The 21,871-nt window shown below is 67.7% G+C and carries 23 protein-coding genes; 13 read left to right on the top strand and 10 right to left on the bottom strand.

Annotated elements, in window-relative coordinates; all coding sequences use genetic code 11:
- Window positions 1-31: 31 nt before the first annotated feature.
- Window positions 32-364 (bottom strand): flagellar hook-basal body complex protein FliE, encoded by a 333-nt coding sequence (fliE, locus tag ACTPOE_RS01715; protein ID WP_458872726.1) that lies wholly within the window; start codon window positions 362-364, stop codon window positions 32-34.
- Window positions 365-698: 334 nt separating this feature from the next.
- Here fliE and fliF point away from each other — a divergent pair, with 334 nt between their 5' ends.
- The 13 genes from fliF to fliR all read left to right on the top strand — a co-directional run bounded on the left by fliF (window position 699) and on the right by fliR (window position 11,584).
- Window positions 699-2,393 carry a flagellar basal-body MS-ring/collar protein FliF gene (gene fliF / locus ACTPOE_RS01710; RefSeq protein ID WP_458870470.1) on the top strand — a complete coding sequence of 565 codons (1,695 nt, stop codon included), beginning with the start codon at window positions 699-701 and terminating at the stop codon, window positions 2,391-2,393.
- Window positions 2,380-3,381 carry a flagellar motor switch protein FliG gene (gene fliG / locus ACTPOE_RS01705; protein WP_458870469.1) on the top strand — a complete coding sequence of 334 codons (1,002 nt, stop codon included), beginning with the start codon at window positions 2,380-2,382 and terminating at the stop codon, window positions 3,379-3,381. The genes fliF and fliG overlap by 14 nt, the downstream gene beginning before the upstream one ends.
- Window positions 3,374-4,147 carry a flagellar assembly protein FliH gene (gene fliH, locus ACTPOE_RS01700; protein WP_458870468.1) on the top strand — a complete coding sequence of 258 codons (774 nt, stop codon included), beginning with the start codon at window positions 3,374-3,376 and terminating at the stop codon, window positions 4,145-4,147. The genes fliG and fliH overlap by 8 nt, the downstream gene beginning before the upstream one ends.
- Window positions 4,144-5,610 carry a flagellar protein export ATPase FliI gene (gene fliI / locus ACTPOE_RS01695; protein WP_458870466.1) on the top strand — a complete coding sequence of 489 codons (1,467 nt, stop codon included), beginning with the start codon at window positions 4,144-4,146 and terminating at the stop codon, window positions 5,608-5,610. The genes fliH and fliI overlap by 4 nt, the downstream gene beginning before the upstream one ends.
- Window positions 5,600-6,049: a flagellar export protein FliJ gene (gene fliJ, locus ACTPOE_RS01690; RefSeq protein ID WP_458870464.1), complete on the top strand. Its 450-nt coding sequence runs from the start codon at window positions 5,600-5,602 to the stop codon at window positions 6,047-6,049. The genes fliI and fliJ overlap by 11 nt, the downstream gene beginning before the upstream one ends.
- A 13-nt stretch (window positions 6,050-6,062) precedes the next feature.
- The gene (locus ACTPOE_RS01685; protein WP_458870463.1) at window positions 6,063-7,304 is read left to right on the top strand and encodes a flagellar hook-length control protein FliK; all 1,242 of its coding nucleotides are present in this window, start codon (window positions 6,063-6,065) and stop codon (window positions 7,302-7,304) included.
- Between the two features lie 82 nt (window positions 7,305-7,386).
- On the top strand, window positions 7,387-7,866 hold the full coding sequence (locus ACTPOE_RS01680) for a flagellar basal body-associated FliL family protein (protein ID WP_458870462.1): 480 nt from the start codon (window positions 7,387-7,389) through the stop codon (window positions 7,864-7,866).
- Window positions 7,866-8,882, top strand: a complete 1,017-nt coding sequence (gene fliM, locus ACTPOE_RS01675; RefSeq protein ID WP_458870461.1) for a flagellar motor switch protein FliM — start codon at window positions 7,866-7,868, stop codon at window positions 8,880-8,882. The genes ACTPOE_RS01680 and fliM overlap by 1 nt, the downstream gene beginning before the upstream one ends.
- Window positions 8,879-9,403, top strand: coding sequence for a flagellar motor switch protein FliN (fliN, locus tag ACTPOE_RS01670; protein ID WP_458870460.1), 525 nt, complete (start codon window positions 8,879-8,881; stop codon window positions 9,401-9,403). The genes fliM and fliN overlap by 4 nt, the downstream gene beginning before the upstream one ends.
- 6 nt (window positions 9,404-9,409) lie before the next feature.
- Window positions 9,410-9,730, top strand: coding sequence for a flagellar biosynthetic protein FliO (fliO, locus tag ACTPOE_RS01665; RefSeq protein ID WP_458870459.1), 321 nt, complete (start codon window positions 9,410-9,412; stop codon window positions 9,728-9,730).
- Window positions 9,730-10,506 (top strand): flagellar type III secretion system pore protein FliP, encoded by a 777-nt coding sequence (gene fliP / locus ACTPOE_RS01660; protein WP_458870458.1) that lies wholly within the window; start codon window positions 9,730-9,732, stop codon window positions 10,504-10,506. The genes fliO and fliP overlap by 1 nt, the downstream gene beginning before the upstream one ends.
- Before the next feature lie 9 nt (window positions 10,507-10,515).
- Window positions 10,516-10,785 (top strand): flagellar biosynthesis protein FliQ, encoded by a 270-nt coding sequence (gene fliQ, locus ACTPOE_RS01655; protein ID WP_458870457.1) that lies wholly within the window; start codon window positions 10,516-10,518, stop codon window positions 10,783-10,785.
- Window positions 10,786-10,798: 13 nt separating this feature from the next.
- Complete coding sequence (fliR, locus tag ACTPOE_RS01650) at window positions 10,799-11,584, top strand: flagellar biosynthetic protein FliR (protein ID WP_458870456.1); 786 nt, start codon at window positions 10,799-10,801, stop codon at window positions 11,582-11,584.
- A 58-nt stretch (window positions 11,585-11,642) separates the two neighbouring features.
- On the opposite strand, the gene ACTPOE_RS01645 is transcribed toward fliR, so the two are convergent.
- From ACTPOE_RS01645 to flgF, 9 genes are all read right to left on the bottom strand, one after another.
- Window positions 11,643-12,437: a hypothetical protein gene (locus tag ACTPOE_RS01645; RefSeq protein ID WP_458870455.1), complete on the bottom strand. Its 795-nt coding sequence runs from the start codon at window positions 12,435-12,437 to the stop codon at window positions 11,643-11,645.
- Window positions 12,438-12,439: 2 nt separating this feature from the next.
- Window positions 12,440-14,227 carry a methyl-accepting chemotaxis protein gene (locus tag ACTPOE_RS01640; RefSeq protein WP_458870453.1) on the bottom strand — a complete coding sequence of 596 codons (1,788 nt, stop codon included), beginning with the start codon at window positions 14,225-14,227 and terminating at the stop codon, window positions 12,440-12,442.
- Window positions 14,228-14,413: 186 nt separating this feature from the next.
- Entirely contained in the window at window positions 14,414-15,643 is a 1,230-nt protein-coding gene (flgL, locus tag ACTPOE_RS01635) for a flagellar hook-associated protein FlgL (RefSeq protein ID WP_458870452.1), read from the bottom strand.
- Between the two features lie 25 nt (window positions 15,644-15,668).
- A complete protein-coding gene (flgK, locus tag ACTPOE_RS01630) occupies window positions 15,669-17,342 on the bottom strand; it encodes a flagellar hook-associated protein FlgK (RefSeq protein ID WP_458870451.1) in 1,674 nt (557 codons plus the stop codon).
- Between the two features lie 116 nt (window positions 17,343-17,458).
- The gene (flgJ, locus tag ACTPOE_RS01625) at window positions 17,459-18,433 is read right to left on the bottom strand and encodes a flagellar assembly peptidoglycan hydrolase FlgJ (RefSeq protein ID WP_458870450.1); all 975 of its coding nucleotides are present in this window, start codon (window positions 18,431-18,433) and stop codon (window positions 17,459-17,461) included.
- Window positions 18,434-18,440: 7 nt separating this feature from the next.
- Window positions 18,441-19,586, bottom strand: coding sequence for a flagellar basal body P-ring protein FlgI (locus ACTPOE_RS01620; RefSeq protein WP_458870449.1), 1,146 nt, complete (start codon window positions 19,584-19,586; stop codon window positions 18,441-18,443).
- Window positions 19,587-19,590: 4 nt separating this feature from the next.
- Window positions 19,591-20,283 (bottom strand): flagellar basal body L-ring protein FlgH, encoded by a 693-nt coding sequence (locus ACTPOE_RS01615; protein WP_458870448.1) that lies wholly within the window; start codon window positions 20,281-20,283, stop codon window positions 19,591-19,593.
- 12 nt (window positions 20,284-20,295) lie between these two features.
- Complete coding sequence (gene flgG / locus ACTPOE_RS01610; protein WP_458870447.1) at window positions 20,296-21,081, bottom strand: flagellar basal-body rod protein FlgG; 786 nt, start codon at window positions 21,079-21,081, stop codon at window positions 20,296-20,298.
- 31 nt (window positions 21,082-21,112) lie between these two features.
- Entirely contained in the window at window positions 21,113-21,862 is a 750-nt protein-coding gene (gene flgF, locus ACTPOE_RS01605; protein WP_458870446.1) for a flagellar basal-body rod protein FlgF, read from the bottom strand.
- Between the last annotated feature and the right edge of the window lie 9 nt (window positions 21,863-21,871).

Below are 21,871 nucleotides of genomic sequence, written 5' to 3'. Positions count from 1 at the left end.
CCCCCTGCGGGGAAGGGCCGATCCGGAATCGTCAGACCGCCATATTGGCGATTTCCTTGTAGGCGTCCACCAGGTGGTTGCGGACCTGCACCGACGCCTGGAACGCCAGGCCGGCCTTCTGCAGGTCGATCATCACATTGCTCAGGGAAATGTCGGGGTCGCCCATTTCAAAGGCCTGCGCCTGGGTATTGGCGGCATTCTGCGCATGGGACACGCGGTCCAGGGAACGGGCCAGCTCGGCGGCGAAACCGTCGCCGCCCTCGGCTGACACGACCGGCCGCGTCGACAGCCCCTGGGATTCGCGTGCCACGGCACGCATCTGGGCAAGCAGGTTTTCGACGCTGGCGAGGGCCTGGGATGTCATCATGGAGGACGGCTCGGAAAAAAGGCGGGAACACCGGCCGCCGATGACACGGCGGACCGACAACGTACTATACGGCCTGCCCCGAACCGGCAAGCCCCGCAATAGCGGGGATAAGAACGGACACTTCCCCGGTTTGCCGAACTCATGCGCGGGCAAGGCGGATCATCCTAACTAAGCCCCAAAAACGTGGTTTTTCAGGGCTTGCCGGAATGCGAATCACCGCCATAATGGCCGCCAACATCCCATTATTCTGCCGTAACAGCATGCACATCATCCAGACCGTCGGTTTCTGGCCCGGGCGCGCCCTGGCGGCCTCCTCTGCAATTTCCATCCGATGAACCCCATTACCGACTGGATGAACCGCAACCCCGCCCTGGCGCGGCTGACGGCCCTGCCCCGGCCGGTGCTGCTTGGCCTGGGCGCCGCGATCATGGCCCTGCTCGTCGTCGCCACCCTGTGGATCCGCGAGCCGGAATACCGCGCCCTGTTCTCGAACGTGGAAGCGCGCGATGGCGGCGCCATCGTCTCGGTCCTCAACCAGCGCAATGTCCCCTACAAGTTCGCCGACAACGGCGCCACCATTCTGGTGCCCGCCGACCAGGTCTACGCGCTGCGCCTGCAACTGGCCGAGCAGGGCCTGCCGCGCGGGGGCAGCGTAGGCTTCGAACTGCTGGACGAGCCAAAATTCGGCGCCAGCCAGTTCTCCGAGCAGATCACCTACCAGCGTGCCCTAGAAGGCGAACTCGCCCGCTCCATCGAGGCCCTGCAACCGGTCAAGTCCGCCCGCGTGCACCTCGCCATCCCGCGCCAGTCCTTGTTCGTGCGCGAACGCGAGTCTCCCACCGCCTCGGTGCTGCTGACGCTCTATCCTTCCCGCACTCTGAGCGAGTCCCAGGTCTCGGCGATCGCCTGGCTGGTGTCCTCCAGTGTGCCCAAACTCAATGCCGAATCCGTCTCCATCGTCGACCAGGATGGCCACCTGATGTCCTCGCCGGGCGGCGAGGCGGGCATGGACAACACCCGGCGCAACTTCATCAACGATATCGAGCAGCGCACGGCCCAGCGCATCCTGACCCTGCTCAACCCGATCGTCGGCCCCGGCAATGTGCGCGCCCAGGTCAGCGCCGCCGTGGATTTCTCCCAACGCGAGCAAACCTCCGAGGTCTATCGCCCCAACGAAACGCCCGGCACGGCCGCCATCCGCAGCAAGCAGACCAGCGACTCGGCGCAGAACGGCATGCTGCCACCCGCAGGCGTCCCTGGCGCCCTGTCCAACGAACCTCCAGCCAACGCCACCGCCCCGCTCCAGACGGCGCCCGCCACCCCGCCCGCACAGGGCGCGCAGGCTCAGGCGGCCGGCGCCCAGAGCGCCGCGACCCAGGCCGGCGGCCCCGCCACGATCAATGGCGCGCCCGCCACCGGCGCGGCCCGCCAGGGCCAGGGCGCCATGCGCAACGACGCCACCATCAACTACGAAGTCGACCGCACGATCAGCCACGTCAAGCACGAACTGGGCACGCTGCAGCGCCTGTCCGTGGCCGTGGTGGTCAACTATCGCGACAAGGACGGCGAGCCAGCTCCGCTGGAATCGACCGAAATGGACGACATCAACGCCCTGGTCAAACAGGCCATGGGTTATTCGGCCGACCGCGGCGACACCCTCAGCGTGGTCAACAGCGCCTTCACCGATTCCGAACCCAGGTTCAAGCCCTGGGAAAATCCGGAATACCGTGGCCTTGCCCTGCAGGCCCTCAAGGTTCTCCTGATCCTGGCCGTCCTGTTCTTCCTCTGGCGCTCGGTCGTGCGGCCCATCATCCAGGGCTTCGCCAACGCCCAGGTCGAACGCGCCAAGAACGAGGCCCACCTGGAAACCATGCGCGAACAGCGCCGCCAGGATGAACTGCGCGTCTCGGAGATGAACCGCTACGAGGAAAACCTGGACACCGCCCGCCATCTGGCCCAGCGCGATCCGCGCGCCGTCGCCATGGTGCTGCGTTCATGGATGGATCCCAAGAATGCCAAACCCTGACAATGACCTGACCCGCTGCGCCATCCTGATGATGTCCCTCGGAGAGGACTCGGCGGCCGAGGTCTTCAAGTACCTGTCCTCGCGCGAAGTCCAGCAAATCGGCTCGGCCATGGCCAACCTCAAGCAGGTCACGCGCTCCGACGTCGACCAGGTCCTGGAGGATTTCCGCCGCGAAGCCGACCAGTTCATGGCCGTCACCCTGGGATCGGACGACTACATCCGCTCCGTCCTGACCAAAGCGCTGGGCACCGACCGCGCCGCCGGCCTGATCGAGGATATCCTGGAAGCCGGCGAAGGCACGGGCTCGGGCATCGACGCGCTGAACTGGCTGGAACCGGTCAACGTCGCCGAACTGATCGCCGACGAGCATCCGCAGATCATCGCCACCATCCTGGTCCACCTGGAGCGCGACCGCTCCTCCGCCATCCTGGGGCTGCTCAACGAGCGCGTGCGCAACGACGTGATGATGCGCATCGCCACCTTCGGCGGGGTGCAACCGTCCGCGCTGCACGAACTGACCGAAGTGCTCAACGAGGTCCTGTCCGGCCAGGGCGCCAAGCGCTCGAAGATGGGCGGGGTGCGCACCGCCGCCGAGATCCTGAACTTCATGAACACGGCCGAAGAAGAAGCCGTGGTCAGCAGCCTGCGCGAGATCGACGCCGACCTGGCGCAGCGCATCATCGACGAGATGTTCGTGTTCGACAATCTGGTTGACGTCGAGGATGCCGCCATCCAGCTCATCCTGAAGGAAATCGACACCGCTTCGCTGACCATCGCCTTGAAAGGCGCCAGCGAGGAACTCTGCGCCAAGTTCTTCAAGAACATGTCCAATCGCGCGGCCGAGATCCTGCGCGACGACCTGGACGCCCAGGGCCCGGTGCGCATGTCGCGCGTCGAGACCGAGCAGAAGGCCATCCTGATGGTGGCGCGCAAGCTCGCCGACGCCGGCCAGATCAACCTGTCGATGGGCAACGACGAGTATGTCTGACAAGTCCGGGCCTTCCATCGATCTGGCGACGCGAGCCCGCTGGCAGCGCTGGGAAATGGAATCCCTGGACGCGCTCAGGCAACCCTTCGGCCGTCGCGCCAGCGACCGCGATCCACGTCACCTGGCGGAACTCGCGCAGCGTCGCGCCCAGGCGCTCGCCGAGGCGCGCGAGGAAGGACTGGCGCAAGGCCGCGCCGAAGGCTTCGAACAGGGCCGCCGCGGAGGCCACGCCCAGGGCCTGGAACAAGGACTGGTCGAAGGCCATGCCCAGGGCCTGGCGCAAGGACTGGCCGAAGGTCATGCCCAGGGTCGCGCGAAAGGGCTGGCCGAAGGCGCCGACCTGGCCCGCGAGCAGGCCACCCGTCTGAACAGCCTGGCCCAGGCCTGCGGGGCCGCGCTGGAAGGGATCGAGCAGGAGGTCGGCCAGTCCGTCATCCAGCTGGCCGTGCGCATCGCCGAACAGGTGCTGCGCACTCATATCCGCGACTATCCCAATCACATCCTGGATCTGGTCCGCGAAGTCATGCAGGCCCGGCCCGAACAAGGCGCCGCGCTGCGGCTGCGGCTGCACCCCGACGATCTCGATCTGGTACGGACCTTCCTGCAGCAGACTCCGGATCCGGCCCATTATCGCCTGAGCGCCGACGAAAGCATCACGCGCGGCGGTTGCGTCGCCGAAACCGCCTTGGGGTCCGTGGACGCCACGCTGGAAACTCGCTGGCGGCGCATCATCGCCGCGCTGGGCCAGCCGGACGGACAGCCATGAGCCCGGACGAGACCGCGGCGTGCTCTCCCGGCGCGCGCTGGCGCGCGCAGCTCGCCATCTGCGAGCAGCGGGTTTCCGCCCGCCAGCCGACCAGCCGGCAGGGGCGCGTGACCCGCGCCACCGGCCTGGTGCTCGAGGCTACCGGCCTGCAACTGCCGGTCGGCGCCGCCTGCAAGGTCCAGGTTTCTCCCGACCAGGACCGATGGGCCGACGCCGAAGTCGTCGGTTTTCACGCCGATACCCTCTTCCTGATGCCGCAAAGCGACATCACCGGCCTGCCCCCGGGCGCCCGCATCGTGCCCGCCGAGACCCTGTGGCTGGACCCGGTCCCGTTGCCCGACGACCCCGCCGCCCAGACTGAAACCGCCGCGATCATCACGGACCAGGTACGCCACCTGCCGGTCGGCAACGCCCTGCTGGGCCGTGTCCTGGACGGCGCGGGCCGGCCGCTGGACGGCAAGCCCCTGCCTTCCGACCTGGACATGGCGCCCCTGACGGCCCTGCAGATCAATCCGCTCACCCGCGCTCCCGTGGACACCGTGCTGGACGTGGGCGTGCGCGCCATCAACGGCCTGCTGACCGTCGGCCGCGGCCAGCGCATGGGCCTGTTCGCCGGCTCCGGGGTGGGCAAGAGCGTGCTGCTGGGCATGATGGCCCGCTACACCAAGGCCGACGTGATCGTGGTCGGACTGATCGGCGAACGGGGCCGCGAAGTCAAGGAGTTCATCGAACTGAACCTGGGTGCCGACGGCCTGGCCCGGTCCGTGGTGGTCGCCGCCCCGGCCGATGTCTCGCCTCTGCTGCGCCTGCAAGGCGCGGTCTACGCCACCCGGCTGGCGGAGTTCTTCCGCGACCAGGGCAAGCACGTGCTGCTGATCATGGACTCCCTGACGCGCTATGCCATGGCCCAGCGCGAGATCGCCCTGGCCATCGGCGAGCCACCGGCCACTAAGGGCTATCCGCCCTCCGTGTTCGCCAAGCTGCCGACGCTGGTGGAGCGCGCGGGCAACGGCGCGCCCCAGGGCGACCGGTCGGCCGGATCCATCACCGCCTTCTACACCGTGCTGACGGAGGGCGACGACCAGCAGGATCCGATCGCCGACTCGGCCCGCGCCATCCTGGACGGCCACATCGTGCTGTCGCGCAGCCTGGCCGAATCCGGCCATTACCCGGCCATCGACATCGAGGCCTCGATCTCGCGGGTCATGTCCGCCATCGTGCCCGACAGCCAGTTCCGCCACGTGCATCTGTTCAAGCGCATGGTGTCCCGATATCAGCGCAACCGCGACCTGATCGCCGTCGGCGCCTATACCGCGGGCAACGATCCGGAAATCGATCAGGCCATCGAACGCCATCCCTGGCTGGAGGGCTATCTGCAGCAGGGCATCGACGTGCGGGTGGACTATGCCGCCGCCGTGGCCGCGCTGGCCGGCGTGCTGGGGGAGACCGCCCATGAACCATGAAACACCGCTGGACGTACTGATCAGCCTGACCCAGGACAAGCTCGACGAGGCTGGCCGGAACCTGTCCGAGTTGGGCACCCGACGCCGCGAGGCCCAAGGCCAGCTGAACACCCTGGACAGCTACCGGACCGACTACACGAAACGCCTGCAGAACACCACCGAGCAGGGCGTATCGGCCTCGAATTACCACAACTTTAGGCAGTTTATCGCCACATTGGACGAGGCCATTTCCCAGCAAAATACGATCATCGCCCAGATCGACGTGCGCATCGAGGCGGGACGCAAGCAATGGCACGATGAAAAGCGCCGTCTGAACTCCTACGAAACCCTCAAGGCACGCCAGGTCCGCCAGTCGCAATACCGCGAGCAACACCGCGAACAGCGCGCCAGCGACGAGATCTCGGCCGGCCTGTACCGACGCACACGACAGCCGCATTGAATCCGCACACGCCATGAACATGCCCGTCCTTCCTGTCACCAGTCCCAGTCCGCCGCCCGCGGACGTCCCGGTGCGCGGCACGGATGCCGCCACGACGGACACCCCGGCTTTCTCGAACGTGCTGTCGCAGCAGCGGGACGGCGCCACCCGTCCGGCCGACTCCCGCCGGTCCGAAAACGCCAGCGGCCGTGCGGACCCGGACTCCCCCGAGCGGCACGAACCCATCGGACCGGACGAAACCCTGTCGCTGATCCTGAACAGCGCCGCCCTGCCTCTGATGCAGGCCGCCATCCCCACCGCCGAAACCCGCCCGGTCCATGCCGGCTCGGCCGGCCGGACCGGCGCCGCCGATCCGCGCGCGGCGCATCCCCTGATCGACGCCGCGGGGCGGGCGCCTGCCGATGCTCGCGACGGCACTCCGGACACGAAGACGGCCGGCGAGGCCGGCACGAACGACCGCATCCTCACGCCGCGCACCGACGCGGTCGCCGCCACCGCGCCCGCCACCGACCGCGGCCCCCCGCAAGCGGACACGGCGGTTCCGGCCGGCGCGCGGGAATCCGGCCGCGCACGGTTCGCCGCACTCCAGGCCCAGCCGCAGGCCACCGACCATTCTTTCTTGGCGGCACAGGCCGCCGCGGGAACCCAGGCGGCCGCCGGGTCTGCCGCCCGCGCCCGATCCGCCCCCGGCCTGGAAACGCTCCAGGCCGCGACATCCGACGCCACCCTGGCCTCGGCTGCCGCGCCTGCCGGCGCCTCCCTGCTGCCGGCCGCGGCCCCGGCGGTGGCGTCCGTCGCCGTGTCCACCCCGCTGTCCAACCCGCAGTGGCCCCAGGATTTCAGCCGGCAGATCCTGCAGCTGACCCAGAACCTCACCGGCACGGGCCATACCGTGCAGATGCACATCAACCCGCCCGAACTCGGACCGATCCACATCACCCTGCACGTGGGCGATTCCATCGCCCAGGCTTCCTTCGTCTCGCCGCACGCCAATGTGCGCCACGTCCTGGAAAACGCACTGCCCCACCTGGAACAGCAACTGGCCCAGGCCGGCCTGTCGCTGGGCCAGGCGGACGTCGGCGATCAGCAGCCTGGCCAGCAGGCTTATGCCCAGGGCCAGGCGCCATCGGCCCGGGACGGCGGAGCCGTCTTCAGCCTGGACGGCCAGACCGCGGAGGCCGCCTCCCTGCCGGCCACGCCCGCGGCTCCCAGGGCCGCATCCCGTCCGGACGCGCTGGTGGATACCTTCGCGTGAACACTTTCGCTTTCCTGGGCAGGACCCGCATTACAATGCTTCATTTTGCCCTTCAGTCATCGTGACGCATTAATCCGGAACCATGCTCAGGCTACTCAAATTCATCCTTCTGCTCATCATCGTCATAGGCGCCTCGGTCGGTGCAACGATGTGGTTCACGAGCAGGGACAGCACGCCCGGCGCCCCGGCAACCGCCGCGACAGCCGAACAGCCGGCACAGGCGCCCGCGGCGCCGCCGGTGGTCCCGGCGCCGATCTTCGCGGAACTCGATCCCTTCACGGTCACGCTGTACGGTGAAACCCGCAACCGGATCCTCTACACCGCGATCACCCTGCGCCTGGGCGACGACGCCTCGCGCAAGCAGATCACGGACTATATGCCCGAGGTCCGCGACCGTATCCTCAAGGTCCTTTCGGCGCAGCAGTTGCCGCTCATCCAGACGCCCGAGGGCCGTCAGGCGCTGGTCGACGCCCTGAAGGCCGCGCTCACGCGCCCGTTCGCCGCGCAGCTTCCCGGCCCGCAGATCGCCGACGTGCTCTTCACCGCCTTCGTGGTGCAGTAATGGCCTACCAGAGCATGCTCTCCCAGGACGAAGTCGATGCCCTGCTCGCAGGCGTCACCGGCGAGGAATCCTCGGGCCAGCAGGCTGCGGCCGAAGCCCAGGACGGGGTCCGCCCCTACGACCTGGGATCGCCCGACCGCGTCGTGCGGCACCGGATGCAAACCCTGGAGCTGATCAACGAACGCTTCGCCCGCCGCCTGCGCTCGATGTTCTTCGGCTTCATGCGCCGCAACGCCGACATCACCGTCAATGCGATCAAGATCCAGAAATACTCGGATTTCGAACGCAACCTGCCCGTCCCCAGCAACCTGAACATGGTGGCCCTGAAGCCGCTGCGCGGCACGGGCCTGTTCACCTACGATCCGAACCTGGTCTTTCTGGTCATCGACAGCCTGTTCGGCGGCCACGGGCGCTACAACACCCGCATCGAAGGCCGCGACTTCACCAACACCGAGCAGCGCATCATCCGCCGGCTCATGGGCCTGACCCTGGACTGCTACCGCGAGTCCTGGGAATCCGTCTATCCGCTGGAGCTGGAATACCTCCGCTCGGAAATGCATACCAAGTTCGCCAGCATCAGCTCGGGCAACGATATCGTGGTGGTGGCCTCCTTCAACATCGAACTCGGCGCCTCCGGGGGCAAGCTCAACATCTGCCTGCCCTATTCCATGCTCGAACCCATCCGCGACCTGCTCTCGCGTCCGCTTCAGCAGGCCGCCTCCGACGCGATCGACCAGCGCTGGACCCAGCAGCTCTCGCGCGAGGTCCGCAGCGCCGAGGTCGAACTGGCCGTGGAATTCGCCCGGATCGACACGTCCATCGCCGAACTGCTGCATCTCGCCGTGGGCGACGTACTGCCGGTGGACATCCGCCCCGCCGTCACGGCCCGCGTGGGTGGCGTCCCCGTGCTGGAATGCGGCTACGGCACCTTCAACGGCCGTTATGCCCTGCGCGTGCACAAGGTCCTCGCCTCGCCCGACGACTCCGACAAACTGCTAGCCCGCACCAAAAAATGAGCGACATCAAAGACGACACCCAGGACCCGAACCTGCCGGGTCAGGCATCCGGTGGTTCCGTGGAGGACGACTGGGCCGCCGCCATGGCCGAACAGCAGTCCGCGCATGACCAGCCCACTCAGGCCAGCGGCCTGGGCGCGGAGGACGACTGGGCCGCTGCCCTGGCGGAACAGACCGCCGCGACATCCGTGGAGGCCCAACCCGCCGCCGCCCAGGTGTTCCAGCCTCTGTCCGGCCAATCCGCCGAAGGCGACAGCGACATCGACATGATCATGGACATCCCGGTCCAGCTGTCGGTGGAACTGGGCCGCACGCGCCTGACGATCAAGAACATTCTGCAACTGGGCCAGGGCTCGGTGGTGGAACTCGACGGCCTGGCCGGCGAACCCATGGACATCTACGTGAACGGCTACCTGATCGCCCAGGGCGAGGTCGTGGTCGTGGACGAGAAATACGGCATCCGCGTCACCGACATCATCACGCCTTCGGACCGCATCGCGCGGCTGAACAACCGCCGCTGATCCGCCATGGACCAGGACCAGATCCTGCGCGTCGTCCTCGCCCTGCTGTTCATCCTGGGCCTGCTGCTGATGCTGGCCTGGGTGGCCCGCCGGGGCGGCTGGCTGCCGGGCCGCGCGCAAACGGCCCGCCTGCGCGTGCTCGGCACGCTCAGCCTCGGGGCACGCAGTTCGATCGCTCTGGTCCAGGTCGAGGACGCCCGCCTGGTGCTGGGCGTGACCGCCCAGCAGATCACCCTGCTGCATACTCTGCCGGACGCTCCCCGGGCTGGCGATGCCGCATCCGGGGGCTTCGCCGAGACCCTCGGCAAGACTCTCTCGGGATCCTGATGCGCAGCCCCTCCCCCCCGCACGCCGCGCGATCGGCGCCCTGGCTGCTGGCCGGCTTGGCGCTGATCCTGTCCTGGCCCGCCGGCGCCCTGGCGCAGGCCACCCTGCCCGCCCTGACCGCCACGCCGGGCCCCAACGGCTCGGAGACCTGGTCGCTCAGCGTCCAGACGCTGGTCATGCTGACCATGCTGTCGTTCCTGCCGGCGGCGCTGCTGATGATGACGGGTTTCACCCGCATCATCATCGTGCTGGGCCTGATGCGCAACGCCCTGGGAACCGGGGTCTCGCCGCCCAACTCGGTTCTGGTGGGCCTGGCCCTGTTCCTGACCTTCTTCACGATGTCGCCGGTCTTCGACCAGATCTACGCCCAGGCCTACCAGCCGCTGTCGCGCGACGAGATCTCCTTCGAGCAGGCGCTGGACCGGGGCAGCCAGCCGCTCAAGGCCTTCATGCTGCGCCAGACCCGGGAATCGGACCTGGCGATGTTCGCCGAAATGGCCGGCGTCGGTCCGCTGGAAGATCAGAGCGCCGTCCCCCTGCGCATCCTGGTACCCGCCTTCGTGACGAGCGAGCTCAAGACGGCCTTCCAGATCGGCTTCACGATCTTCATTCCCTTCCTGATCATCGACCTGGTGGTCGCCAGCCTGCTGATGGCGCTGGGAATGATGATGGTACCGCCGGTGACGATCTCGCTGCCCTTCAAGCTGATGCTGTTCGTGCTGGCCGACGGCTGGCACCTGCTGCTGGGCTCGCTGGCCCGCAGCTTCTACCAATAGGAGGCCCGCATGACCCCCGAAGCCGTCATGTCCATGACCTACCAGGCGCTGCGCGTGGCCCTGATCATGGCCGGACCGCTGCTGCTGATGACCCTGGCCGTGGGCCTGATCATCAGCATCTTCCAGGCGGCCACGCAGATCAACGAAATGACGCTGTCGTTCATCCCCAAGCTGCTGACCGTGGGCGCCACCCTGGTGCTGCTTGGCCCCTGGCTGCTCAGCACCATGGTGGACTACATCCGCTCCCTGCTCGACTCCATCCCGGGCCTGGCCGCGTAGCGCCGCCGCGGCCATGATTTCCTTCCAGATCGGCCAGCTCTATGACTGGATCAACGGCCTGCTGTGGCCCCTGTTCCGCGTCGCCGGTCTGGTGGCGATCGCGCCCGTGCTGGGCGAGTCCTCCGTTCCCATGCGGGTGAAGATCGGCCTGTCCATCGTCATCACCCTGGTCGCCGCGCCATTGATCGGCACGATGCCGGACGTCACGCCGGCCTCCTGGAGCGGGCTGCTGATCGCCGCGCAGCAGGTGCTGATCGGAATGGCGCTGGGCCTGTGCATGCGGCTGGTCTTCACCGCCACGATGATGGCGGGCGAATTCGTGGGCCTGCAGATGGGCCTGGCCTTCGCCTCGTTCTTCGATCCGGCCACCGGCGCCAACACGGCGGTGCTGTCGCGCCTGATCAACCTGGTGGCGATGCTGATCTTCCTGGCGGTGAACGGTCACCTGCTGATGCTCGACGGGCTGGTGCGCACCTTCGACCTGCTGCCCGTGGGAGCGCCCCTGATGACCGACGGCTGGGGGGCGCTGCTCGACTGGAGCAGCCAACTCTGGATTTCCGGCATTCTGCTGGCACTGCCGCTGGTCATCGTACTGCTGACGATCAACCTGTCGCTGGGAATCCTGAACCGCACGGCACAACAGCTGTCGGTGTTCGCCGTGGGTTTCCCGATTTCTCTGACCACGGGCCTGGTCACGCTGGCCATCGTACTGCCCCAGAGCGGCGACTTCCTGACCGGCCTGTTCGAGGGCGGCTACCAAGCCATGGCCCGCATCGCGCGCAGCCTGGCGGGACTGTAGGCCACGGCCGCCGTGCGCGGAAGGAAGCCCGGGCACGGGTCACCGACCCCGGCATGCCTCAATGATCACTCTTTCGCACCGGATAGGTGACCCCGGGGACGACTCTCGTGCCGGCCGGCAGCAGCGGGTTGGCGACGGATGCGGCGCCCTGGCCCGAAGCGACGGGCGTCTTCGCCCGGACGGATCGGCCGGCCCTGGAGGACTGGCCGGGCCGGGCCGGCTTGGCCTGCACGGCCGGTTTCACAGCTGGCCTGGCGGCCGGCGCGGCGGGTGGCGGGATGGTCAGGGACGCGGGCTGGATGGCCTCGGCGGCCGGCACGGCGACGGGCGTGGCGCCGGCATCCTCCACGACCGCCTCCACGGCTCCGGCCTGGACCGCAGGCCGGGTGGCGGCCGCCCGGCGCGCGATCCGCTCCTGCTCGGCCCTGGCTTCCCGATCGGCCTCCTCCGCCGTCCTGGGATGGCGGTTCAGCGGCAGGTTGACGGAATTTTCCATGCGCTGGAACGTGCCGTCGGGTCCGAAACGCAGCCAGGCCTCCTGGCGGAAATACACGGCATCCGTGGCGACGGTGGCCTTGTAGGCCCAGCGGGCCAGTGTGGTGTCGCCCTGCCGCCAGACGTCCACAGGGTGGGTACCCAGGTAGCTGGACGCCTGCTCCATCGTCGTGCGGCCCACCACGATGCGATCCAGGCCCGCCGACTGAAAGGATTCGCCGGTGGACGCGCACGCGGACAGTAACGCGGCCGAAACCGAGACCGACACTACCAGCGCGACCCGGCGCATCCGCCAGGCTCCCGGAGGCGCCCCGCCTGAAACTCGCCCGGGCGTCCAGCGCGCGAAGAAAGATCCCATGTTCAGAACTCCTCCCATTCTTCCTCGCGCGCCGCCTGACCGGCCGACGCGGCCGTCCTCGCGACGGGCAACCGCGGCGCCGTGGTGCTATCCGGGCGATCCCGGCGGGCGGTCCGGGCAGGCACCGAAACCGGGGCGGGAGCCGGATCGGACTCGGCCGCCACGGCGGGTTCCATCGCCGGCGCAGTCGCGATCGGCGATGGAACCGGCGTTCCGTGATCGCCATCGGCGGGATCGTCCACCTGGAATACCGCCAGCGCCTGGTTGACCTCGGCGGCCAGGGACTCCAGCGACCCGGCCGATTCCGCCGCCTGCTGCACCAGCAGGGCGTTCTGCTGGGTGACGGAGTCCATCTGCGCGACCGCCAGGTTGATCTGGTCGATACCCGAAGACTGCTCGATGGTGGCGGCGGTGATCTCGCTCATGATGTCCGACACGCGGGTGACGGCCTCGACGATTTCCCGCATCGTCTCGCCCGCCCGCCGGACCTGCGACGAACCCGCGCCGACCCGGCTGACGGAATCCTCGATCAGCGTCTTGATTTCCTTGGCGGCGCTCGCCGAGCGCTGGGCCAATGCCCGGACCTCTCCGGCGACCACGGCGAAGCCGCGCCCCTGCTCGCCAGCGCGGGCCGCTTCCACCGCGGCGTTCAGGGCCAGGATGTTGGTCTGGAAGGCGATGCTGTCGATCACGCCCACGATGTCGGCGATCTTCTGCGAACTGCCGGAAATCCCTTCCATGGTGGCGACGACCTCGCCCACCACCTCGCCGCCGCGCGAAGCCACCTGGGACGCGGTACGCGCCAGCTGGTTGGCCTGCTGGGCATTGTCGGCGTTCTGCTTGACCGTACTGGCGAGCTGCTCCATGCTGGCCGCCGTCTGCTGCAGAGCCGCGGCCTGCTCGTCCGTGCGGCTGCTCAGGTCCAGGTTGCCCGTTGCGATGCGCTGGGCGCCGCCGGCCATCCGCCCCATCCGGCCGCGCACCCCGGAGATCATGGTCTCCAGGCTGTCGCGCATCGCCTTCAGGCCACGCAGCAAGGCGCCGATCTCGTCATTGGACCGCGGCACGATGGACACGCGCAGATCGCCGCCCGCGATGCGCTGCAGGTGGCGCCCGACGGCCTGCAAGGGCCGCAGCACCGTGCGGATCAGGGTCCGGTAGGCCAGCAGTGCCAGCACCACGGTCACGGCCAGCAGCGCCAGCAGGCCGATATTGGCCCGATGGAAAAGCTGCGCCAGTTCGTCGCGCGAGGCCGAGCTTCGGTCCTGGATGAATTTGTCGAACTGGCCGAATACCCGGTCCATGCCCCGTGCCGCGCCGCGCAGGCGGCCGCGCTTCAGGGCCTCGAAACCCTTGGCGTCCTGCCTGGCCGCGAAATCGCGCAACTGCTCGACCTGAGTCCAGTAATCGTTGAAAGACGCGTCCAGCATGTGCTGCAGGGACTCGCCATTCGAGCCGGCCAGGGCGCCCGAGGCCTTCAGGGACGCCATGCTGTCGCGAGAACGCTTCAGTAGCTGATCGGCCTGGCCCAGTTCCCAGAGACGCTGCTTTTCATTGGCGATGCCCAGCGCCCCGTCGACCTGGGTGGCCGCCTGCTGGGCATAGATATATGCGTTCTTGACCTCGGAGTTCGCCTGGACCCCGATGGCCGACAGCTGCCCCGCCGTGCGCTGGCTTTCCCGCTGGACGAACCAGGCACTGCCCACCGCCGCGAACGTCAGCAGGGACAGCAGCGCCACGACCAGCGTCAACCGGGCGCGCAAGGACAATGTCACGGAAATCTTCTTCATGTCGCCTCTACCTTATCGGTCTCCCAGCATGCCATGCCGGCGCCGGGATGCTTCCAAAGAAAATAGGGCCTTGTAGGCCCTATTCGTCGGGATTGCTCCACGCCCCCGTTCGGAAGATGGAGCGGTCCGGGATTGCCGAGGCAAGCCCGGAATACCGCATGCCTGGCCGGGTATCCGGCAACCGGATCACTTGTTCCGGTTGAACAGGCTCAGACCCTGGATGGTCTGGAACGCGAGGCCCGCGCCTTCCAGAGCCATCTTGCGCAGACTGAGCTGGGTGGTGGCTTCGTAGTAGTCCAGATCCTCGATACCGGACAGCGCCTTGGTGTAGCCCAGGTTGCGCTGGGTGCCGGTGTTGTCCAGGGCGGTCAGCTCATTCATGCGGGCGCCCACGGAGGCGCGCACGGTCAGCACGTTGTCGTAGCTGGTGGCCGTGCGCTGCATGGCCGTATTCAGGACGTTGCGCAACGACGCGGTCGCCTGGTCGTCCCCCCCGGAAGGCGTGTTCAGGGCCGCGATCACGTCATCGAAAGTCTTGAACAGGTTGACGTCCTCGTGCTGCAGCGGCTTGACGTCGAACTGGTCGCCGTTGGCCGGCGTACCGGAAATCTGCACGGAGGTGCCATAGCCCAGGTCGAGTGTGGTCTGCCCCGCCACGAAGGGGAAGTTGAGGGGCGAGGTCGGCGTGGTCGCGCCCGTCACGTCGGTCACATTGACGGTATAGGTCGTGGCGCTGGTGAAGTTGATGCTGAAGCTGTAATTCGCCGAGGCGTTGCCGCCCGCGTTGTCCGTCACCCCAGGCCGCCCCAGCACGGCCGTGCCGGTATTGCCCGCCGCCGCATAGGACGCATAGGCCCGCGTGCCCGGCTGGGCGCGCTGGAAGACGTCCGAGCCCACGTCGCCGCCCGCGATCCGACGCGTCTGGTCGGCCTGGATCAGACGCTGCAGCGTGTCGCCATCGTAGTTCCCGCTGGCATCGTAGGGAGGCGTGTCCCCCTTGGAGCCGGAAAACAGGTATTGCCCGTTGCCGTCCGTGGTGTTGGCGATGCCCGCCAGGGAATCGCGCGCGTTCTTCAGGACGTTGGACAGGGTTGCGCGGTCGGCGTCCGACAGTGTGCCGTTCGAGACCTCGACCAGCCGGGTGCGCACGTCCTGCAGCAGCAGCGTCAGGCTGTTGAGTGCGTCTTCCTCGGTACCCAGGTTCTGGTTGACGACCGCGCGGTTGTCCGCGTAGCGGGCGTTCTGGGCCTGGGACTGCGACAGGTTGATCGCCTGCGAGGCGCCCAGGGGATCGTCGGCCGGGGTGACCATCTTCTGGCCCGTGCCGATCTGCTGATACAGGTGCATCAGATCGGACTGCTGCGTGTTGATGGTGTTCAGGCCGGTCTGGAAAACAAGGCTGGAGCTGATGCGCATGATGAATTCCTGGTACGGGCGCGGCTTAGCCGCGCAGGGCGAGCAGGGTGTCGAACAGCGTCGAAGCCGTGTCGATCAGGCGCGCGGCGGCGCGGTACTGTTCCTGGTATTGCTGCAGGTTGATGTATTCCTCGTCCAGATTGACGCCGGACACGGCCTGCTGCGCCGAATAGTTCTGGGAGATCAGGGTTTCCTGAGCCTTCTGCGCGGTGGTGTTCTGCTGCGTCTTGACCGCCACGGTGTTGACCAGCTGGGAATAGGCCTCGTTCATGCCCATGGACCCGTTGGCCAGGATCTTCTTGGAACGCAGGGCGGCCAGTTCCAGGGCGTTGTCGCCGTTGGCGGTGCCCGCGCCCACGCCTGGAGACGCCTCGCCGGCCGCGGCGACCTTGGCCGGGTCGGTGATCGTCACCGTCATGGCGGCCGCCGCGTCGCGCGTGGGCTGGATCAGCCAGCTGTCGCCCGCCGCCGGGGTCATGCCCGCCGTATCGATCGCCACGCCGTCGAAGCTCAGAGTCGTGCCCGACACCGCGGGCGTCAGGGCCGTGCCTTCGGGCACTCGCGTGACCGTGTAGTTCGTGCCGTCGAATTCGACCCGGTAGTCCTGGTTGGTGATCTTGGACAGTTCGCCGGGTACGTAATCGGCGGTCGGGGTTCCGGCCCCGGCGCTGTTCTTTTCGTTGCCGATGACCTTGGGCGTACCCACGTTGAAAAACTTTCCCCCCGGTGTGCCGGACAGGTCGAAGCCCTTGGCGTGCTGCTCGTTGAGGGCGATGGAGATCCCCAGGGCGATGCGCCCCAGATCGTTCTGCGTGGCGTCCAGTGCCTCGGAGCGGAAGGTGAGCAAGCCGCCCAGCTTGCCGCCGGTGATTCGCTTGTCGTCCATCTCGATGGGAATGGTGTTGCCCGCCGCGTCCTTCGTGGTGTAGTTGACCGCCAGACGGGACGGATCGGCTTTGGACGGATGGGCTTCCAGATAGTAGACGGAATCCCCGCCCAGCACGGTCTGACCATTACCGATGGTGAGGCTGACGCGGTCGTCCTGCTCGTAGGCCTTGACGTCCACCAACTGACCCAGTTCGCTGACCAACTGGTCGCGCTGGTCCAGCAGATCGTTGGGCGGCTGGCCCGGATTGGTGGCCTTGGCCGTGGTGATCTGGCGATTCAGGTCCTGAATGCGGTCCAGGTAGCTGTTGATCTGGGTGACCGTGGTGTCGATCTGGGTGTTGACATTGACACGCTGGCTGTCCAGGAAGGCGTTGGCGTCGCGGATCTGGGCCGCCAGACTGTTGGCCTGGCCGATGAGTTCCTGGCGGGCGGCCACGTCGGCGGGCGCCGAAGCCACCGCGTCCAGGCTGTCGAAGAACTTCTGGATGCCCGGGGAAATGCCTACGGTGCGGTCGGCCACCAGATTGTTGATCTGGCTGATCTGATCGCCGTAGGTCTTGAGGGCGGCGCCGCGCGTCAGGGAACTGGTCAGCTGGTTCTGCAGGAAGTTGTCATAGGAACGCTGCACGCTGACGGCCTGCACGCCCCGGCCGATCCAGCCGCCCGAAGTCGGCGTGGCCCCCGCCGTCTGCGACAGGACGGTCTGGCGGTTGTAGCCGGCGGTGGCGGCGTTGTTGATGTTGTGCCCCGCCGTCTGCAGACGGTTTTGCGCGACCAGAAGGCCCGCCTTGCCGAGATTCGCCAGATTCATATGCTGCAATCCTATCGGTTGCGGACGCGCCGGATGGACGCGTTCCAGAATTCTTCCCCGACCATAACGGCAGGCGCGCCCGGAAATTTAGGTCCGACGGGCGGAGGAGCGTGCCGTCAGCGGGCGTTGAAATACCCCATGATGGAAATCAGCTTGTCCGCATAACCCGGGTCGGTGGCATAACCGGCTTCCTGGATGCGGCGGGCGGCGGCCTCCGCGGAAGGCGCGGTCACGACCTTGCCGTAGCGGTCGCTGCCACCGATCAGTTCGGCGTAGTCCTGGAAGGATTCGGCATAGGACCCGTAGGCGCGGAACGGCTGCGACATCCGGTGCGCCACGCCGTCCTCGTCGTACTCGGTGGTCATGACGTTGACCACCTCGCCACGCCAGCCGCCCCCGGCCTTGATGCCGAACAGGTTGTGGCTGCCGCGGCCGTCGGGGCGCCGAATCTCGCGCTCGCCCCAGCCGGACTCCAGCGCCGCCTGGCTGAGGATCAGCTTGGCCGGCACGCCGCTGCGCCGGGACGCCAGCTCGGCGGCGGCGCCCATGCGGTCCACGAAGGCCCGGATATGTTCCGGCGCGCCCTGGATGGCGCCGCCGATCCGGGCGCCCACTCCACGCCGCGCCAGCAGGTCGATCAGGGATCCGATGGAATCGGCCATTTCGCGGCGGCCTTCGCCGATGCGCGACTGCAGGCCCGGCAGTCGCGAGCGGGCCGCCTCGGGAGGATTGGCCAGGGGATCGTCCGACTGCTTCAGCACCCCGCCCTTCATCTGCGCCATCAGCGCGTCGGCCAGCCCCAGGCCGGGATCGGCCATGGCCAGTGCGGCCTGTTCGTCGCTCATGCTCTGGGCCATGCGCGTCGCCTGGGAATCGAACAGGGAAGGCATCTGCGCCGACTGCTGACGCGCCTGCTTGAGCATCATCTGGATGAAGATCGCCTCGAACTGGCGCGCGACTTCGCGCTGTTGGTCCTGCGCGGCATTCCCCCCCGCCCGCACCCCCTGCTTCAAGGCATTCAGGCTGCTGAAGTCCAGCGCCGAAGGCGTCGCGTCGGGGCTCGGCAGGGGCGAATGCGACACGAATCCCATGGCGGCCTCAGATCACTTCCAGGTCGGCGCGCAGGGCGCCGGCGCTCTTGAGGTTCTGCAGGATGGACAATAGATCCTGCGGCGTCGCGCCCAGGGCGTTCAGCGCCCGCACCACGTCGGCCAGGTTGGCGCTGGTGGTGACGCGCTGGATGGCGCCGCCCTCGCTGCGCATCTCGATCTGGGTGTTGTTCGTCACCACGGTTTCGCCGCCGCCGAAGGGCGTGGTCGGCTGGCTGACCTGCTGCTGCGGGCTGATGGTGACCGACAGGTTGCCGTAGGCGATGGCGGCCTCGTCGATGGTGACGGTGCGGTTCATCACCACCGAGCCCGTGCGCGCATTGATGACCACCCGGGCGCGGGCGGGCGGCAGGCCGACCTGCAGGTTTTCCACCTGGGACAGGAAGGCGAGCTGCGCCTTGGGATCGGCGGGCGCGCGCAGCTCGATGGTGCGACCGTTCAGCGCGGTCGCCGTCTGCGCGCCGAATTTACGGTTCAACGCCGCCACGACGTTCTGGGCGATGCCGAAGTCGCTGGTGTTCAGTTCCAGGCGCACGACACCGTTCTGGGCGTAGGTCGTGGGCACGCCGCGTTCGACGATGGCGCCGTCCGGGATGATGCCGCCGTTCAACTGGTTGACCTGAACGCTGGCCCCGCCCTGGGACGCGCCGGCGCCGCCGACCAGCAGATTGCCCTGGGCCAGGGCGTAGACCTGGCCGTTGGCGCCCTTGAGCGGCGTCATCAGCAGCGTGCCGCCGCGCAGGCTCTTGGCGTTGCCCATGGACGACACCACCACGTCCAGACTCTGGCCCGGCTGGGCAAAGGCGGGCAGGCGCGCCGTCACCATGACGGCGGCGACGTTCTTGACCTGCATGTTGGTGCCCTGGGGCACGGTCACGCCCAGTTGGGACAACATGTTGGTCAGGCTCTGCTGGGTGAAGGGCGTCTGGCGCACCTGGTCGCCACTGCCGTCCAGGCCGACCACCAGGCCGTAGCCGATCAACTGGTTTTCCCGCACGCCGGTAAAGGATGCCAGGTCCTTGATGCGCTCGGCCCGCGCGGCGCCGAGCGGCGACAGGGCCCCCAGACACAGGGCCAGGGCGCCGGCGGCCAGGCGGCGCGCGAGGAAAGAAGTCGGAATCAGCGATGCGGCCATGGCGTCAGAACGGGGCGATGTTGAGGAAGAAGCGCTGCAGCCAGCCCATGGTCTGGACCTCGTCCATCACGCCCTTGCTGCGGTATTCGATGCGGGCGTCGGCCACCTGGGTGGAGGACACCGTGTTGCTGCCCGTGATCGAGCGCGGATCCACCACCCCGGAAAAACGCACATACTCGCTGCCGCGGTTGATGGCGATCTGCTTTTCGCCGGCGATCTGCAGATTGCCGTTGGGCAGCACGCCGATCACGGTGGTCGTCAGCGTGCCCGTGAAGACGTTGGTCGCGCTGCTGGACCCCTTGCCGTCGGATTTATTGCCGCTGCCGACCTTGAAGTTCTGCTTGGCGCCCAGGTCGGTGGGCAGGATCGCCGGCGCCAGGCCGATGTCCATGCTGGCGCTGCCATTGCGGTCGGTGCTGGTGCCGACGCTCTTGGCGGCGTTGGTCTTTTCCTGGATCACGATCGTGACGATGTCGCCCACATTGCGCGGCCGGCGGTCCTCGAACAGAGGATAGTTGCCGTAGGCGGTGGGCTGGTAGATGGACCCGTTGGCTTCCACGGACGGAGGCGCCGGCGGCGGGGGCGGCGCGGTCAGCGGCCCCGTGACGACGGGTTCGGGCGGCACCAGCGCACACCCGGACAAGACCAGCGTCAGCGTCGCCGCCCACGCTCCCGCCACACAACGCAATCCCTTCATGGACATCCTGTATTACAACTGGGTCAGGCGGGCGAGCATCTGGTCGGACGTCTGCACAGCCTTGCTGTTCATCTCGAAGGCGCGCTGGGTGGTGATCATGTTCACCAATTCTTCGGCCACGTTGACGTTGGACGTTTCCACGTAGTTCTGCAGCAGGACGCCCGCGCCGTCCAGACCGGGCTGCAGCAGATTGGCCGGTCCCGAGGCGTCGGTCTCCGCGTACAGGTTCTCGCCCATGCTCTGCAGTCCGGTCGGGTTGATGAAGGTCGCCAGCTGCAGCTGCCCGACCTCGACGTTGGTGCCGGTCGCGCCCGGCTGGGTCACGGACACCGTGCCATCGCGCGCGATGGTGATGGTGAGCGCGTTGTCGGGAATGTTGATGCCCGGCTGGATGGGGTAGCCGCCCGCCGTCACCAGCATGCCGTTCTGATCGCGCTGGATGCTGCCGTCGCGAGTGTAAGCGAAAGAGCCGTCGGGCATCTCCACCTGCAGGAAGCCGTTGCCCTGGATGGCCACGTCCAGCGTGTTGCCGGTTTCCTTCAGGTTGCCCTGAGTGTGGATGCGTTCGGTGGCCACGGTGCGCGCGCCGGTGCCGACCTGCAGGCCCGAGGGCAGCTGGTTGGCCGCGCCGACGCTGGCGCCGGGCTGGCGCAGGGTCTGGTACATCAGATCCTCGAACACGGCGCGGCTGCGCTTGAAGCCCGTGGTGTTGACGTTGGCCAGGTTGTTGGAAATCACGTCCATGCTGGTCTGCTGGGTTTCCAGACCGGTCTTGGCGATCCACAGGGAACGTATCATGTCTTCGTACCTGTTCAAAGGGGCGCCGGGCTCAACCCGCCGCCGAAAGAATCGAATTGCCGCGCTCTTCGTTGGTGCTGGCGTTCTTGATGACCTGCATCTGCAGCTCGAACTGGCGGGCGTTGGAGATCATGGCCACCATCGCGGCGGCCGGATTGACGTTGCTTTTCTCGACGAAGCCCGGCGCAATCTTGACGGTCTCGTCCGGCTGGACGGGCTGGCCCCCCGCCATGCGGAACAGGCCGTCGTCGCCGCGCACCAGTTGGTCCTTGGGCGGATTGACCAGTTTCAATTGCGCCAGCAGCTGGATGTCGCGCGGATTGTCGCCCGCGCCCAGGGCGCTGATCTGACCGTCCGTGGCGAAGGTCACGCTGCCGCGCTCGGGGATCTCGATGGGGCCGCCGTCGGCCGACAGCACCGGCAAGCCGGTGTGCGTGACCAGCTGGTTCTGCTCGTTGACGGCGAATTCGCCCGCGCGGGTGTAGGCCTCGCCCTGCGGAGTCCGCACGGCGAACCAACCGTCGCCGGCGATGGCCGCGTCCAGGGCGTGGCCGGTCTCGGCCACGATGCCCTGGCGGAAGTGGCTGCCCGGGGTGGACGCCACGGTGCTGACCCGGGTGGGCAGTTCACCCGCCTGGGGCACCACCGGCACGGACCGGTAGATCGCCATCTGCTCGCGGAACCCGGTCGTGGAGACGTTGGCCATGTTGTTGGCGATGACCGTCTGCTGCTCCAGGATGCGGGCCGCGCCGTTGGAGGCGGTATAGAGGATGCGATCCATGCCGGGCGG

It is taken from the genome of Castellaniella sp. WN, from assembly GCF_054457555.1.
This window is presented reverse-complemented; position numbering and strand designations above follow the sequence as displayed.